At 41.2% G+C, this 15,785-nt stretch carries 14 protein-coding genes; 6 read left to right on the top strand and 8 right to left on the bottom strand.

Annotation, left to right across the window (positions count from 1 at the left end; all coding sequences use genetic code 11):
* The first annotated feature begins 589 nt into the window (after nt 1–589).
* Entirely contained in the window at nt 590–2,110 is a 1,521-nt protein-coding gene (gene purH / locus LC608_RS08780; RefSeq protein ID WP_229553161.1) for a bifunctional phosphoribosylaminoimidazolecarboxamide formyltransferase/IMP cyclohydrolase, read from the top strand.
* Between the two features lie 558 nt (nt 2,111–2,668).
* Entirely contained in the window at nt 2,669–3,277 is a 609-nt protein-coding gene (locus LC608_RS08775; RefSeq protein ID WP_229553160.1) for an HD domain-containing protein, read from the top strand.
* Here the strand turns inward: LC608_RS08775 and LC608_RS08770 are convergent.
* The 6 genes from LC608_RS08770 to dpdE form a co-directional block, all read right to left on the bottom strand.
* Entirely contained in the window at nt 3,274–4,002 is a 729-nt protein-coding gene (locus tag LC608_RS08770) for a biotin/lipoate A/B protein ligase family protein (protein ID WP_229553159.1), read from the bottom strand. The genes LC608_RS08775 and LC608_RS08770 overlap by 4 nt on opposite strands.
* Before the next feature lie 86 nt (nt 4,003–4,088).
* The gene (locus LC608_RS08765; protein WP_229553158.1) at nt 4,089–4,568 is read right to left on the bottom strand and encodes a YbjN domain-containing protein; all 480 of its coding nucleotides are present in this window, start codon (nt 4,566–4,568) and stop codon (nt 4,089–4,091) included.
* Nucleotides 4,569–4,843: 275 nt separating this feature from the next.
* The gene (locus LC608_RS08760) at nt 4,844–5,068 is read right to left on the bottom strand and encodes a hypothetical protein (RefSeq protein ID WP_229553157.1); all 225 of its coding nucleotides are present in this window, start codon (nt 5,066–5,068) and stop codon (nt 4,844–4,846) included.
* A gap of 118 nt (nt 5,069–5,186) precedes the next feature.
* The gene (locus LC608_RS08755; protein WP_229553156.1) at nt 5,187–6,137 is read right to left on the bottom strand and encodes a MoxR family ATPase; all 951 of its coding nucleotides are present in this window, start codon (nt 6,135–6,137) and stop codon (nt 5,187–5,189) included.
* A 63-nt stretch (nt 6,138–6,200) separates the two neighbouring features.
* A complete protein-coding gene (locus tag LC608_RS08750; RefSeq protein WP_229553155.1) occupies nt 6,201–7,295 on the bottom strand; it encodes a DUF4350 domain-containing protein in 1,095 nt (364 codons plus the stop codon).
* A 794-nt stretch (nt 7,296–8,089) separates the two neighbouring features.
* Nucleotides 8,090–11,398 carry a protein DpdE gene (gene dpdE, locus LC608_RS08745; protein ID WP_229553154.1) on the bottom strand — a complete coding sequence of 1,103 codons (3,309 nt, stop codon included), beginning with the start codon at nt 11,396–11,398 and terminating at the stop codon, nt 8,090–8,092.
* 325 nt (nt 11,399–11,723) lie between these two features.
* On the opposite strand from dpdE, the gene LC608_RS08740 reads away from it, so the two are divergent.
* The 4 genes from LC608_RS08740 (at nt 11,724) to arfB (ending at nt 14,216) form a co-directional block, all read left to right on the top strand.
* The gene (locus LC608_RS08740) at nt 11,724–11,933 is read left to right on the top strand and encodes a hypothetical protein (RefSeq protein WP_229553153.1); all 210 of its coding nucleotides are present in this window, start codon (nt 11,724–11,726) and stop codon (nt 11,931–11,933) included.
* A 281-nt stretch (nt 11,934–12,214) separates the two neighbouring features.
* The gene (tnpB, locus tag LC608_RS08735; protein ID WP_229553152.1) at nt 12,215–13,450 is read left to right on the top strand and encodes an IS200/IS605 family element RNA-guided endonuclease TnpB; all 1,236 of its coding nucleotides are present in this window, start codon (nt 12,215–12,217) and stop codon (nt 13,448–13,450) included.
* Nucleotides 13,451–13,497: 47 nt separating this feature from the next.
* Nucleotides 13,498–13,752: an RNA-binding S4 domain-containing protein gene (locus tag LC608_RS08730; protein WP_229553151.1), complete on the top strand. Its 255-nt coding sequence runs from the start codon at nt 13,498–13,500 to the stop codon at nt 13,750–13,752.
* Nucleotides 13,753–13,799: 47 nt separating this feature from the next.
* Nucleotides 13,800–14,216: an alternative ribosome rescue aminoacyl-tRNA hydrolase ArfB gene (gene arfB / locus LC608_RS08725; RefSeq protein WP_229553150.1), complete on the top strand. Its 417-nt coding sequence runs from the start codon at nt 13,800–13,802 to the stop codon at nt 14,214–14,216.
* A 443-nt stretch (nt 14,217–14,659) separates the two neighbouring features.
* On the opposite strand, the gene LC608_RS08720 is transcribed toward arfB, so the two are convergent.
* Complete coding sequence (locus LC608_RS08720) at nt 14,660–15,166, bottom strand: GNAT family N-acetyltransferase (RefSeq protein ID WP_229553149.1); 507 nt, start codon at nt 15,164–15,166, stop codon at nt 14,660–14,662.
* Between the two features lie 32 nt (nt 15,167–15,198).
* Nucleotides 15,199–15,753: a pyridoxamine 5'-phosphate oxidase family protein gene (locus tag LC608_RS08715; protein ID WP_229553148.1), complete on the bottom strand. Its 555-nt coding sequence runs from the start codon at nt 15,751–15,753 to the stop codon at nt 15,199–15,201.
* Nucleotides 15,754–15,785: the final 32 nt, after the last annotated feature.

Raw genomic sequence — 15,785 nt, 5'->3', positions numbered from 1 at the left:
GGGTTCCCGCAAGGTAGCAACTGGCGCGTCTGTTTAGCCCTGCTGAGTGTATTTAACAAAACTGGTTGACCTAGCCCGTAGCTTGGTTGAAGAATTCGACTTTGCGCTAAGTAATTTTTAAACGTACATTAACTATTTGTTATCTGCTTTCTGTCAAGATACTTGTATTTTACGTTTATTATATTTTTTTTAAGAACTATTACACAAGCAACTCAGCCCTATGTTTATGTATTTTCTCGAATAAGAAAATTAATCAATATTGATTATCCTAAAAATATCAAACAAACTCGTATGTAATATCTCCTTCGGGAAGTGCGAGAAATTCTTCTAGGGTTAGGCGCTGATTAGAAGACTGAACCATAGGTGTTATGTAGGTAAAAGATGCTTACTTTTAGTTTAGGCGATCGCAAATATTAGAGACTAAGCCTACCTAGTCCTTATTTCCAGCATTTTCGACAGTGCTGACTCTGAGGGATGTAACCATATAAATTACACTAGTCAATATTATTCCTCATGGTCTTGAAGTGAACCAAGGCTTATGCAAAACTTGAGATCCTTCGCTTCTAGCCTAATTTTAAGGAATTGATCAATGGCGCGTCTAGCCCTGCTGAGTGTATCTAACAAAACTGGTTTAATTGACCTAGCCCGTAGCTTGGTTGAAGAATTCGACTTTGATTTAATCAGCAGTGGGGGAACAGCCCAAGCACTCAAAGATGCGGGACTCCCTGTTACCAAAGTTGCAGATTACACAGGTTCACCAGAAATTTTAGGTGGTCGAGTCAAAACCTTACATCCCCGAATTCATGGCGGAATTTTGGCGCGGCGAGATGTTCCCGAAGATATTACAGATTTAGAAAATAACCAAATTCGCCCGATTGATTTAGTGGTGGTGAATTTATATCCCTTTGAGGAAACGATCGCTAAACCAGGGGTAACATTATCCCAAGCGGTTGAACAGATTGATATCGGTGGCCCTGCTATGTTAAGGGCATCATCGAAAAACTTCGCTCATCTGGCAGTATTATGCGATCCAGCACAGTATGACGAGTATTTGCAGGAATTACGGCACAATAACGGCGAAGCATCCCTAGAGTTTCGGCAAAAGGCGGCATTAAAAGGATTTTCGCATACTGCTAGTTACGATCAAGCGATCGCATCTTACCTGGCAGAAGCACAGCAGTACACCCTTAGCGGTACACAATTGCAATCTCTGCGTTACGGTGAAAATCCCCATCAACCCGCCACCTGGTATCAAATTGGTACTACTCCAACAGGATGGACAGCCGCTACAAAACTGCAAGGCAAAGAACTTAGTTACAATAATTTAGTTGATTTAGAAGCCGCACGCCGAATTATTGCTGAGTTCACTGATACTCCAGCCGCAACGATTATCAAGCATACCAATCCCTGTGGTACAGCATTGGGAAGCACTATTTCCGAAGCGTATCAAAAAGCTTTCAATGCTGATTCTACTTCTGCTTTTGGTGGAATTGTCGCACTCAACCGTCCGATTGATGCGGCTACAGCCAGCGAGTTAACCAAAACATTTTTAGAATGTGTGGTTGCACCAAGTTGTGAAGCCGAAGCTCAAGAAATCCTGGCTAAGAAATCTAACGTGCGAGTTTTGACTCTAGCTGATTTGAGCAGTGGCCCTAAAGATACAGTGAAAGCGATCGCAGGTGGTTTCCTTGTCCAAACTAGCGATGATATAATTGCTGACACCAGTCAATGGCAAGTAGTCACCGAACGTCAACCCACCGACAGCGAGTTAGCCGAATTGCTGTTTGCTTGGAAAGTTTGCAAACATGTTAAATCTAATGCCATTGTTGTGACAAGCGATCGCACTACACTAGGAGTAGGTGCTGGTCAAATGAACCGTGTCGGCTCAGTTAAAATTGCCCTAGAACAAGCTGGAGATAAAGCCAAAGGCGCAACTCTCGCCAGCGATGGATTCTTCCCCTTCGATGATTCTGTGAAAACAGCCGCAGCAGCAGGAATTACAGCCATTGTCCAACCAGGGGGAAGTGTACGCGATAAAGATTCTATCATTGCTGCTAACGAACTGGGTTTGGTGATGGTATTAACTGGTATACGTCATTTTTTACACTAAATCAGTCTCCGCAAGATGTACAGTTTATAAAGTGTCACATAATCTGCTTGCTTTTTGATTGAATTAATGATATGTTTTAGTCGTGTGTGAGGAGCAAGTTAAAAGTAAAAAGCGCCTGGGGTGGAAACACGGCAACACTCCCAAGCGCTTTTTAATTTGTCAAAAATTTCACTCAATATACTTGCCATTTGATAGAAGTAGTGATAATGTTTATTTGTGTGTGAGGAGCAAGTTGAGAATAAAAAATGCCTGGGGTGGAAACACGGCAACACTCCCAGGCATTTTTTAATTTATATATAGAAATATAAAAATTGAATTGTAAGTGCAGTTTTGAAAGTGTCACTCAATATACTCGCCTTTTGATAGAAGCAGTGATACTATCTAATTGTGTGAGGAGCAAGTTAAAAATAAAAAGCGTTTGGGGTGGAAACACGGCAACACTCCCAGGCGCTTTTTAATTGGTATGCAGAAAAAAATATTTGCAGATTCGCCAGAATTATTGAGATAATTACCTACAGTCCAAAATCCAGTGAATCTTACCCACAATCATAAATCTAGGTGCAAATCAATCGGCTGACTCAACAAATTCAGTTCATCATCGAGATTGACCAATTGAAACAGGTGATGCGCCAAACCCTACTCACTGATGGGTCACGCCGAGAAAATAGTGCAGAACATTCTTGGCATTTAGCGGTGATGGCAAGTGTATTAGCAGAATATGCCCCGGAGGGTGTTGATATATTCCATGCCATCAAAATGCTGCTAATTCACGATTTGGTAGAAATTGATGCAGGTGATACCTTTTGCTACGATGTGCAGGGTAATGACAGCAAGTTAGAACGAGAAGCACAAGCAGCGTTACGCTTATTTGGACTTTTGCCAGCAGATCAAGGTAAGGAGTTGCGTTTACTCTGGGATGAGTTTGAAGCAGGAGAAACACCCACTGCTAAGTTTGCCGCAGCCCTAGACCGTATACAACCCTTGCTGCACAATCAACAAACTCAGGGCGGGACTTGGCGCATTCATGGCATTAGGCGCGATCAGGTGATGAAACGGGTAGCGGTAGTAGAAACAGGTGCGCCGGAACTGTGGCCGTTTGTTTTACAACTGATTGATGATTGTGTGACAGCAGGATATCTTAAAGAAACTTCTACTCTCAAGATTTAGGGCTGATGCGCCAAAATTTCCTCCCACTCAGATTGCGAGAGTGGTTTCAACTCTATTTGCATATCAAAACAATCGCTAGCTGCGGCAACTAAAGCTGCAATAATCTTTTCTACACTCAGATTTTGAAGCAGTTGTAAAGTCGTAAAAGATTCTGCACCAAATACTTGATCGAACAGTTCAGCATCGGGTTGCAAGCGGATTGAACCATGTTGCAAAATTACCCTTCCACGTCGCAGTTGAGCGCTACCAATGAGTTTGGTACTATCTGGCAAAACTAAATCTGCACTGGTAGCGGTGCCAAAACAGTTAGGGTTGTGGATGTAACCTCGCCCTTCTGTACCGTAACGTAATTCTACGCCGAGCGATCGCCACCCTTGAATCAAAAACTCACAAATTTTTTCGTACACCTGGAGGCGACTACCCGTAAATCCAGATGTGACTACAGCGTAAGTTAAATCACCTTGGTGTAACACAGCCCGTCCACCAGTAGGACGCCGCACTAAATCCAGTTTTTGCCCTTGCCAAGTTAAATGTTGCCAATGTTCAGGATATTGGCGTTGATGATAGCCCAGAGAAATGGCAGGTGGCGACCAGGTATAAAAGCGCAGAGTTGGCGGGTGCTTTCCCGAATAGTGCTGTTCTAGCAACCATCGGTCAATCGCCATCTGCACATTCCCGTCTGCGTCTAGCAAAGGAATTAGTCGCCAAAACTGATTGCTATGCATTCGATGCAGCAGTTACCCAATCTAAAATCCAAGTTGCGCTGAAAGCACACCAAAGGTACGACCTAAAATCCAAAATCCAAAATTCCTTAAGTTGCACCAAATTCAGTTTGTAAAGCTTCATCGTTATTATCAGCGATCGTTGCCACAACAGTAATCAGCCGAGACACTTCGCCAGGAGATAACTCCGCTAAGGTGCGTGTTGATATCACAACCACCCGGTTTTCAATAATACCAAAACGCGCTTCAAAAGTACTAGAGCAGTTTAACTCTAAAAGATACCGCATCAATTTAGGTTCATTTTTGGCAGGTAAATTTAGTACCGCAGACCAAACCGTTATGGTGTTTTCATCGGTTGTCCCGTTGAGTTGGACAAATACTTGCACGCTTCCGTACTTAAACTTCCAGAGATAACCACCCTCTGGAGTATGGCTAACCATCGCACTGTCATCTTGTTCCAAAGAGTCGATGACATTTTCAATTACCTCCACATGGTTAATACTTGCCGTCTCGGCGATTAGCTTATTAATGGATTCGTTACTAGGTATGGTTTCTTGGTAGCTTGTCATACAGATTTTTTCCCTAACATACTTGCTGTTTTATCTACACATACTTTATAACTTGTAGAGGCAGTTAGTTTTAGCCTCCTTTTGGTCTACTTTCTAAAATTGAGATTAGAAATAGGTGCTGGTTGGAATATGTTGACAACTTATTATGGTCGGGAAGCGTTGAATGTAACCGAACACGCACGCCGTAGAGCATAACTCATGCGCTTTTTGGTGTCATGCTTACAACATTGCCAACCAACGTAACCGTTTCACCTGCGACTACAATCCCATCCCCATCATGACAGCCGTATAGAACTCGTTGTTGGTGGTTGGCATACGCCTGCATACAGGCGTAATACTCTGGTGTATCCTGCTACCGTAAAGTACTGACGTTTTGGATCGCTTGACGAGGAAATATAGCCAATGCGTGCGCCAGTCGTGCCTAATAGTTGAAGCAGGTACTCATCCACCTGCTGATTTGCTGGGATAACTTGATCGCTGTAAAGCAACAATTGTCGCATAAGGCGATCGCCCAAACGATAATTTTATTATAGGTTTGCTCAACAGCACCATACCCGCTCGTTTTCATCAGACCCGTTTTACCAAAATACTTATATAGCTTTACAACAAAGAATTTTTTCACCTGGGAACTGGTACTTGATTAATTACCGACGCAATTACCGCATCCATTTGTAAACCATCCAGCATCGCTTCTGGTTTCAAAATGAGGCGATGACGTAACAGTGGCGATGCAACTGCTTTAACATCATCTGGTGTTACAAAATCTCTTCCAGCTAACCACGCTAATGCTTGAGATGTCTGCAACCAAGCACCAGCAGCGCGAGGCGATGCACCCAAAGTTAAATCAGGATATTGACGCGATGTTCTCACCAACGCCAACAAATAATCAACGATTGCTTCTGATACTTTAACCTCTTTAACCGCTTGTCGTGCTTGCAAAATTTCGGCTACTGTTGCGATTGGTTTCAAACGGCTAATATCCAAACGCCTTGCTGCAAAACCCGCCTGACGATTGAGTAACATTTGTTTTTCGGCAGCTTGATCTGGGTAATCTACCACCAGCTTAAATAAAAATCTGTCTAACTGCGCCTCTGGTAAGGGATAAGTCCCCTCAAATTCCAGGGGATTTTGGGTTGCAATCACCCAAAATAAATCTGGTAAGGGCAAACTTTCACCATCCAATGTTACCTGCATCTCTTCCATTGCTTCTAGTAGCGCCGCTTGTGTCTTGGGAGGAGTACGGTTGATTTCATCTGCTAGCAGCACTTCGGTAAATATTGGCCCTTTTTTTAAAGTGAAATTGCGGTTATTCAAGTCAAAAATATTTGTACCAGTAATATCTGAAGGTAAAACATCTGGTGTTAATTGAATCCGGCGAAACTCTCCTTGGATTAACTGTGCTAACACTTTTACTAGGAGAGTTTTACCAGTTCCCGGCACTCCTTCTAAAATTACGTGTCCACCCGCTAGCAGTGCTATTAAAAGCTGTTGTATTAGGCTTGATTGCCCGACAATTACTTGATTAAGACCTTGACCAAGGCGAATTAAGATAGGGTGAGTTTCGCTCATATTTTTTATTGATAAATAACTAACGCAGAAATATTATGCATAATTAAAAAAATTAATTATGAATTATAAATTATAAATTCCCCTAATGTTCCGCCATTTCCCCAACCAGCTTAACAGTTCTCGTTCACTGATGGGTTGTTTGCGAGATTGTAGCTTTAAAACTGCATCTAGTTCTGCTGCACTTGCGCCTGTTTTTTGTATCCAGAAATTGATCAAGGCTTCACGTTCTAAAGGTATTTGCCCTAATCCCAAGGCTTTTTGGAGTTGTAGTTGTTCTTGTTTACCTACCAGATCTACAACAAAGTCGGTGGTATCAGCTTTCTGCAACACTCCCGCTAAAGCTTGGATGTATGCCTCGCTGTTATCTACAACTGGTGTATCTAAAGGTACTGGCTTGCCAAAGCGGCGATTCTGCGCCCAAATTAGCGCTAATAGCAGGATACCTACTTGCACCAATATTGGAAATACAGGAGTTTTAGCAAAAAAACTAGATAAATTTGCTTCGCTTTCTTTCTTTCTAACATCGGCATCTTTATAGCCGTGGATGTATTCATCAACAAATACTGTGTTACCTTTTTGATTAACCAAACTGGCTAAATACTTGAAATTGCTTAAATAGTCTTGGTAGGCGTTGGCGGCTAAATAAGGAGTGGTAGAAAAAATCACCTTTCCTTGTTTGTAATTTTCTTCCCAGACAACAGCACCAAAGCGATCGCCTAAATCAACTTGCTGGGAGTTAGCTTTTTTATATCGTCTACGTGTATCAATTTTAATATTACCTTGGGGGGATTTTTGCATAGTGCTAAACTGCGCTTCTGTAACCCGCGCCCCCGCACCTAAAATTACCAAAGTATTCCCTTTTTCTACCCATTCACGCTCTTGACTATCCAGCGTCGTCTGCCTTGGAGCGCTGCTTACCTGTAGGAAGGTAATAGGGTTGTTATCTGACTGAATGTCACTAAAAGGCTTTTGCCAGCGTTTGATAGAAATTCCCTGCTGTTGCATAAAAGCATACCAAGCACCATAGCCATCGGAGGCGCGGTTATACGTAGAGCCAGTGCTAATTTTAGTATTATTGGGAGCCGCAAATAAACTAAGTAAAACGATCGCAGCGAGTGCGATCGCGGACATCCAAGCAAGACGATTTGAACGTTTCATCTTCGATCACTATAATCACTGCGTTTCAGGCTCAGTAGTGTTAATACTTACTTATTTTGTAGGGAAAGTCAAAAATATTATTAATTTTCTTAAATCCTGCATTAAAACACCTGTGGTAACAAACCATACAAGTTATTTTAATTATGCACATTATAGTATATGCGATCGGGCTGAACTGGGAGGTTGCCCCGATTTATTAAACGGATACTAAAATTCATTAATACGTATCTATCTTAGGCTATAGTTTATCTAGCTTATAAAGATTGATAGTTGATGGTTTTGAACAGCATGATAACTCAGATAATTCTGGACATGTTTTACAAAAAAATAAATCTATATGCATAGACGAGCGCGGTTATCTTTGTTTTTAGGAGTATTAACTAGTTAGCGATCGCGCGCGGATTCAATGGCAGCTAGAATCGGAATTTGCTCGGTTTGAGTCATTGCAGAACTGGCTTTGATTGACTTTCACGAAAAATGTAGAGCAATGAATTATATCATGTCTGCTTGATTACTTCTTAAACCCGAATCACCCCACACACCAGATGCTCCACTTGGGGAGACCCCAAGACCGCACTGGCTCGCCTTAATTCCCTCCCTGACATGAAGTTATAGCGCAATACTGTTCAGTTAAGCTTTTTTCTCTCCCCCTGCTTCCCCTGCCCCCCCCTGCCTGCCTTAACAGGTAAATTTCCTTAACCCAAGCGTATTGAGTTATAGCGGACTAAAAAACCCCACCCCTAAGACAGGGCGGGGTTGTTACAATAACTAAGGCTATTTAACCGTAGATAATATCACTCAAATTGCACAAGCGATCGCCCCGATACAACAATAAAACCGACAGAATCAAGTCTAATTTGGGGCTGACGAATTCCCTCTAGAATGGCTGCATTTAAATCAGTTTCTATCTTCAATTCTTCAGCTAATCCATTATCCCAACTTTGCTGGTTCAGACGCAGCCGTAATTGTTCGACTCTATTGGCTAATTTATTTTCGGCGACTTTAGCACAACTTTGGCATAAGTCAATAAAATCGGGACGATTAGAAAGTAATTCCGAAGACGTGTTACGCACTTGATAACAAAAATTTTGCCATTTACTAGGGTCAACAAAATCGTCAATAATTCCTAAGCGCTCTTTTGCCAGATTGTAATCTCGTCCTTGATTATTGTTTTTATCTTTATATGGACGTTGCAGAATACTTAAGAGTGCTTTATCTTCAACAGTGCGTATTGGCTCGTTGCGACCATCAACATAGATAGTTTCTATAATTGGTGGAAATAGAGCATCTACACGTCGCTGCAAGTTTTTGAATTGAGAGTTATCTAGTTTGTTATCTAGTAAAACTTGTTTGGCAAGTTTTAAATTTGCCTCGACTACATAATTGCATTGGAAACCAAACCACTCCTTCCCTTCTTTAGAGTCCCAAGATGCATCAGTGCGCCACATCGCAAAGGCTTCACCCCGGTCATCCCAGTTTATATAGTTCCAGAGTGCTTCAATAAATCCTTCCCCAACTCGAAAGAGTTTAATACCAGGATTCTGGTTTGCCACTCTGCGATTATAAGTACCAAATTGGTCTAGGGAACTCTCAGCAAAACGGTTTTTTAAGTCATTTATGGGAACCAATGTCCGCGTTGAGGGTTGATAACGTCGCATCTCTGATGAGTCGGGGTTATTGAGTCCTCTGAATCCCAGCGCGTCACAAATCCAGCCTTCAATTGCTCGTTTCATCTCTAAATGACAAGCATCGTAATTATCTAGCTCTTGAAAATACTCGGTGGCAATTTCATCGTTAGCATCAATTTCATCTAGAGCATTTTGTTCGCTAATTTTTGCTATTTCAGATTCAATTTGCTCTTGAATTGGTGGAATCATCTCTAATAATCCAGCAGCACTTGATTGAAACAAAACTGTTTCTAATTCTGCAAGTTTCTCATCCACATAAAACTGGAGACTGGCAATTGATTGTTGGAATATACCAAACCCATCTTTCAATACTTTATACCAAGCGTTGTGAGGGCTATCTTCCATATAGGGGCCAATCAAGGCACTAGATTGGATGCCAATTTTACTGCCAATACGGTCAAGTCTGCCAATTCTCTGCTCTAATTGATTAGGCGACCAAGGAAGGTCAAAATGAATTAACCAATCGGCAAACTGGAGGTTACGCCCTTCTTCTCCAGAGCGATCGCATACTAAAATAAAGCAGTTTGGGTTATTCTTGAACCTATTTAAGCCTTCCTCAACCTTGTCTGGTGGTTCTCCTAATTGATGGCTGGCTATCGTCTCTGCACCAAAGGTATCAGATAAATACCGGACAATTTCCCCGCAAGTTTGCACAAAACTGGTAAATACAATAAATTTGGGCAGAATATCGCCAGTAATTGGTCTTTTAATTCTCTGCTGTATCCTGGTGATGAATTCCTTTTGATTCTTCCGAACGTTTGCGGGAATTTTGAAGTATGTACCTAACTGATTCAGCAGCACTGTTTTCAAATTTTCCGTCCGTTGTCCGTCCTCTTGAGGTTGACGAATAATTTTTAGCAAGGATTGCAGAATCTCTTCTTCCTCTGAGAATTTGGAGGTTGTAGTTAATAGGCGAATGTCATCTTCTTTAAACTCCTGGATGAGTTTAGCATGAGGCTTACCAGTTAACCGAGCAGTAATTACCTGCTCTAAAATGCCTAACCAAGTACCAGCAGCTAGGAATAATAACAGAAAAATTCGCTGATATTGCTTTTCACCAGGAGCAACACTACGCCATTGATTGAGCAGTTCGTGGATATCAAGCGATCGCTCGTCTAAATCATACTCTTCTTTGGGCGTAAAATTGCGGTCAAAGATCACATCTTCCACCGCAGCGCGACGGTTACGAAGCATTCGGCGGTGTAGTCGATAGGTATCGCTGACGTGGACGCGAATCGCTTGGAGTATTTGCTCTTGCTCGGTAGAATTTGCTGGTAAATTTTCTAAATCATCCGCCAGCTTTAGTAAATACTCATCCTCAGCAAAGAGATTTCGTAGTTGCTGCAAGTTGCTTTTGAGGACAGCAGGCTCTGCATCTTCTTTAAAAGAAAGCAGAACTTTGCCAACTTGCTGACGGCTTTCAACTTTGGCGCGAAAACCTGCTAAATCACCAATTTTATAGGTTGTTGGGTCGAGCAAGTGCAACATTGCCAGAAAATCTTGCTCATGATTGAGAACAGGAGTGGCAGATAATAAAAGTAAGCGATCGCTTTTATGAGCAAGTTCTTTGCAAGTCTGAAAACGCTGGCGTACTGTTGCATCCTTAGAGGTCGCCATTGCTGCGATGTGATGAGCTTCATCTAAAATTAAGCAGCCTATCTTCGCTTTCAGGTTGATTTTATGGATATCTTCAACCGCTAGCACCGCTACCCGTTTGCCAAAATGGGAGATGTAAAACTTGTTTTCTAACTCAAGCCGCCATTGTTTGAGCAAATATTGCGGAACTAATACCACCGCATTTTTTTTCGGTTCATCCAGAAGGAATTGACGCAGAATCGCACCTGCTTCGATGGTTTTTCCCAGTCCCACCTCGTCTGCTAGCAAGTAGCGTTGAATTGGGTCTTCTAGTACCCGCCGCACAACTTCAACTTGGTGAGGATAAAGATTGATATTTGCCGAAATCAATCCCGTCATCCCGCGACTGACAGCGCGTTGCTTAATCAAGGATTTGACGAAAGCCAATCTTTTGTCGTGGAAGTAAGGCGTTTCGTGACCCTTCATCGCTAGAGTTTCGATGGGGTCTGTGTTTGGGAGATTACAACGAACGTAAATGTCTTCTTCAGTAGCGATCGCAGTTTTCTTATCTGGTAAATCAATTTGATACATTTCTGTATCTTCATCCCAGATGAAAACTCTGCCAACTATCCATTTATCCTGCGTTTGGGACTTAATATAGCATCGAGCCTGGGGTTCAAGCCTGACCTGAGAGAGTGAATTTAAAGGTAAAGTTTTTTGAAGACGTTGCCCAATAGAGCAGAAATACTCAACGTTCGCATTGGTATCAGATATTTCAGTAACTTTTCCGATACCCAAATAGTTATTCTGGGACTGTACCAATAAACCGAGCTTAATCATAGATCCAGTCCCCTGAACACATTAAAAGAACCTTCCAGACTAGTTTCTTCATCTATATCTGGTAGTTTTGTCGATTAATATTATAGATAATAAATTGGCATCACAGTTTTTCGTTTTAGCGATCGCCATAGCCCGATACTTTTCGCTTAAGGGGGAAAGAGGAAGGGTTTAAATTCACCTTTCCCCCTTGCTCTTTAACCTTTTTCCAGACCAAAAGGAAGATTGTTAGGCTTATCCGAAAAGTATTGCACAACAGCCAATTAGTAAAATCAGCCCAAACGTTGATTTTCGTTCTAAAAGTTTACCTAAGCAGTAGCATTTTTAAATGCATCGGGACACATTGGCATTGTCAGGCGATACATTGGCATTGTCAGGCGACACATTGGTATTGTTAGGCGATACATTGGCATTGTTAGGCGATACATTGGTATTGTTAGGCGATACATTGGTATTGTTAGGCGATACATTGGCATTGTTAGGCGACACATTGGCATTGCATTACAGGGTATTGCCAAATTCGCTACGAATTAATTAAATATTGTACTTAGGTAATTATGTGGTGCAATATAGGACTCATATTTGATTGCGTGAAAAAGTTCGTTACAGATTGAAAAGCCTAATTCCTTATTCCCTACTCCCTACTCCCCACTCCCCGCCACGTAGATAATTTCAAAAATCAAATCGGATTGCTATAGATTCACGTTTTGGCTTGATTTCTTCAAGCCGCACACTCGTGACTTCCAGTCATGAGTTAGGCGCTCTATATTAGGTGTCACTTTGTGTTAAAATTGAAAGGTATTCAGCAAATTTAAGAAATTGTCATCCATCCAAAAAGCATTTAAAGTTACTCTCATACCCACACACAATCAAGAGGTCTTAATCAACAAGACGATCGGTTGTGCAAGATATGTGTACAACCGCTTTTTGGCGCTGAAGAAAGAGTTATATGCAAGTGAGGGAAAAACTTTAAACTACAATGCTTGTAGTCAAAAGCTAACTATACTCAAGAGAGAAATTGAATGGTTGAATGTTGTAGATAAGTTTGCCTTGCAGAATTCACTCAAGAATTTAGAGACAGCATACAAAAACTTTTTTGCTGACTTCAAGAAGATCAAAGGTAAGAAGGGCATAGGTTTTCCTAAATTTAAAAAGAAGCATGGGTGTAAACAGTCTTGCAAAACTAACCTGACTAACGGCAACATTCAGGTAATAGAGAATCGTTTAAAACTTCCCAAACTAGGATGGGTAAAGTTTCATAAATCTCATGAAATTACTGGAAAACTTGTAAACGTTACTGTAACTCGTACTTCATCAGGTAGATATATTGCTAGCATTCTGTGTGAAACAGAGATAGAGAAACATCCTCAAGTCGCTCAAAATATTGGCTTAGACTTGGGAATTAAATCTTATCTTGTTACAAGCAATGCTGAAGTTGTGGATAACCCCAAATATTACCGGACTCAAACTCGTAAGCTACGCTTATGCCATAAAAAATTATCGCGTAGCGTCAAAGGTAGTAACAATAGAGTCAAAGCGAAAATCAAGCTGGCTCGTACAAATGATAGGATTACGAATTTAAGAGATGACTTTCTGCACAAACTCTCAACCCGTTTAATCAAAGAAAGCAGTATTATCTGTATCGAGGATTTACGGGTTGCCAATATGGTAAAGAATCGCAAATTAGCATTAAGCATTTCAGATGCTAGTTGGTTTAAATTTGTTACCATGCTGGAATACAAAGCACTTTGGCATGACAGAGTTATACAAAAAGTTGGGACATTTTACCCCTCATCTCAAACCTGTAATTGTTGTGGTTCCATTAACCCATTAGTTAAAGATTTAAATCTGCGTGAATGGTCTTGCCCTAGCTGTAATAGCTATAATTTGAGGGATAAAAACGCAGCACTTAATATATTAAGCGAAGGTTTGAGATTATTAACCGCCGTCGGTACGCCGGAGGTTATAAAAAACGCCTGTGGAGAACTTGTAAGTCCTGAAGTAATTCCGGCAGAGATCGTTGAAGCAGGAATCACGCGACTTTCAGTCGTGTGAGGTTCAAAACGCCACGATACAATTAAGATGAAGTAGTTTTATTTAGTATGAAGAAAATTAGAGACAACACAATTAAGTTAAATCAATATTTAAAGTTGATGGGTATAGTGCCAAGTGGAGGACAGGCCAAGCTGATGATTCAAGGTGGCGATGTCCAAGTCAACGGTATGCTAGAAACCCGGCGAGGGCGGCGACTAGTGCCAGGTGATAAAGTGACAATAGAAGGAAAAACTTTAGAGGTGAATTTGGATAACAATGAAGACCAAGACGTAGTAATAGATTTTAACGAAGAAACTGAGTAAAGGATTTTTATCGCAAATTGAAAAGTTTCTCTTTTGTTTTGTAAGCAATGCTGCAAATTTCCAACAAAGTTATTATCCCACAGAGTGAGATTGAAATTAGTGCAATTCGTTCGCAAGGAGCAGGAGGCCAGAATGTAAATAAGGTTTCCACGGCGATTCACTTGCGCTTTGATATTGCTGCTTCATCATTACCCGATTATTATAAAGAACAGCTTTTAAAGCTGAACGATCGACGCATCACCCAGGACGGAGTTGTTGTAATCAAAGCGCAGGAACACCGAAGCCAAGAGAACAATCGAGAGTCAGCTTTGAAACGACTTCAAGAACTCATTCAAAGCGCAGTTGTAGTGACGATAAAACGCAAACCCACGAAGCCAAGTCGCAGTTCTCAAAGAAAGCGCCTTGACTACAAAACTAAGCGCGGACAGGTTAAGTCTAACAGAACGGAAGTGACAGATTATTGATTTATAAATTAGACTTTGGCGCTCAATTTTATTGCAAAATATTACCAGAGAAGTAAGACTAATTCCTTCTCTTGACTGTGGTCAATATCATTACTTAGCTGGTTAGCTTAAGAGTAGCAACTATTAAAGGTGAAAAAGATGAATAAGACATTACTAACGATTTTGATGCTTGCACTCTTACTCTTATTCATCATCTCTCCCTTTGCTGCCCTTGCTAGTTTAATGATGATAGTGTTCGTTTCGGCGTTTTTCTCTTTAATAGGAAACTTGTTAAAAGTAATAATTGGTGGTGACACCGACCCTAAAGGGTCATAAAAGCAAAATTCTAAATGAAGATAGGGATTTCACAACTATTGTGATATTACACTAAAAAGCCGCTTGCAACGTGCGATCGCTTTGGCGGCTTTCTTATTTACACTGCCTACAAGCGACGAGCTTTAAGCTTAAAAATCAATTTTCATTTTAAAAGAGATGCTACCAACTCGGTTGATTGTCTTACTGTCAGCAAGAACTTCCCAGCCAAATCGTTTATATAAACTCACGGCTGGATTTGTCGCTCTGGTACTAAGTGATATTGATGGATAAGATGTTTTAGCTGTTGCTAACAAATGTGTGAGTAACTGCGTTCCTATGCCTTTATTTCTATGTTGAGGAAGAATGGCAATAGCTAATTCAGGAATTTCGTCATCAACATAGCCATATCCTTTATTTTCACCTGTCAATAGACGCAGCCATGCCGCTCCTATTGGTTGATTACTACTTTCCAGAATAGCGATAAAGCCGCTATCATCTTTACGTCCCCAATCTTTAACATATTTTGCCAAATCAGGATTATTCATTGCATCCTGCACCGTTAAATTACCTTCTTCTACCAGGTGAGCTGCTTCGTAAAGCATTTGCCAAAGAAAAGGCTCATCTTGCTGTGTGAGTGGACGAATAGAATAATCCATAACTCATGCCCCAAACTCCGCTTGTGTAAAATTTAAGATAATTTACTCAGTGGTGTGGCTAAACCGTCAATACTGACGAGATTTTTCTGCTGTTGATATTCTCGAACTCCCTCTTCGCCTTTTTTACTAGCCCAATTTACTAAAGTCTGGCGCTCACCTTGATATTCATAAAGTGGTACGCCAAAACCACAGGAAGTCTGTATTTTTTCAATGTCGGCGACGATAATTTGACGAGTTCCAGGCATTGGCACAAACAAAGAATACAGAGAGTCCCAATCTGGAGAACTCGGTAAAATCGTCTTTCCTTGACCGTAAAGACGGAGGATACAGGCGGGTTCCTCAAAGGCGCAAAACATGAAGGTTATCCGCCCATTTTCTTCCAAATGGGCTGATGTTTCGTTACCACTGCCTGTAAGGTCTAAATAAGCTACTTGGTTGGGAGAGAGGACGCGAAAGCAGCCTAAACCTTTAGGAGACAGGTTAACATGACCCGTAGGACTCAAGGGTGCAGAGCCAACAAAGAAAAGGTGTTGGGCTGCAATGAAGTTTTGGTGTTCCTCAGTAATACAGTCAAAAACTTTAGCCATAGACTGTCTGATATCTATTTACAAATTTTCTA

It is taken from the genome of Nostoc sp. XA010 (assembly GCF_020829625.1).
GTDB lineage: Bacteria > Cyanobacteriota > Cyanobacteriia > Cyanobacteriales > Nostocaceae > Nostoc.
Note: the sequence above shows the minus strand (reverse complement) of the source record. Positions and strands in the feature narration are given on the sequence as shown.

Coding starts and splice junctions, on each gene's coding strand:
- purH (WP_229553161.1), top strand. CDS start 590: ATGGCGCGTCTAGCCCTGCTGAGTGTATCTAACAAAACTGGTTTAATT.
- LC608_RS08770 (WP_229553159.1), bottom strand. CDS start 4,002: ATGCATAGCAATCAGTTTTGGCGACTAATTCCTTTGCTAGACGCAGAC.
- LC608_RS08765 (WP_229553158.1), bottom strand. CDS start 4,568: ATGACAAGCTACCAAGAAACCATACCTAGTAACGAATCCATTAATAAG.
- LC608_RS08760 (WP_229553157.1), bottom strand. CDS start 5,068: ATGCGACAATTGTTGCTTTACAGCGATCAAGTTATCCCAGCAAATCAG.
- LC608_RS08755 (WP_229553156.1), bottom strand. CDS start 6,137: ATGAGCGAAACTCACCCTATCTTAATTCGCCTTGGTCAAGGTCTTAAT.
- LC608_RS08750 (WP_229553155.1), bottom strand. CDS start 7,295: ATGAAACGTTCAAATCGTCTTGCTTGGATGTCCGCGATCGCACTCGCT.
- dpdE (WP_229553154.1), bottom strand. CDS start 11,398: ATGATTAAGCTCGGTTTATTGGTACAGTCCCAGAATAACTATTTGGGT.
- LC608_RS08740 (WP_229553153.1), top strand. CDS start 11,724: ATGCATCGGGACACATTGGCATTGTCAGGCGATACATTGGCATTGTCA.
- LC608_RS08730 (WP_229553151.1), top strand. CDS start 13,498: ATGAAGAAAATTAGAGACAACACAATTAAGTTAAATCAATATTTAAAG.
- arfB (WP_229553150.1), top strand. CDS start 13,800: ATGCTGCAAATTTCCAACAAAGTTATTATCCCACAGAGTGAGATTGAA.
- LC608_RS08720 (WP_229553149.1), bottom strand. CDS start 15,166: ATGGATTATTCTATTCGTCCACTCACACAGCAAGATGAGCCTTTTCTT.
- LC608_RS08715 (WP_229553148.1), bottom strand. CDS start 15,753: ATGGCTAAAGTTTTTGACTGTATTACTGAGGAACACCAAAACTTCATT.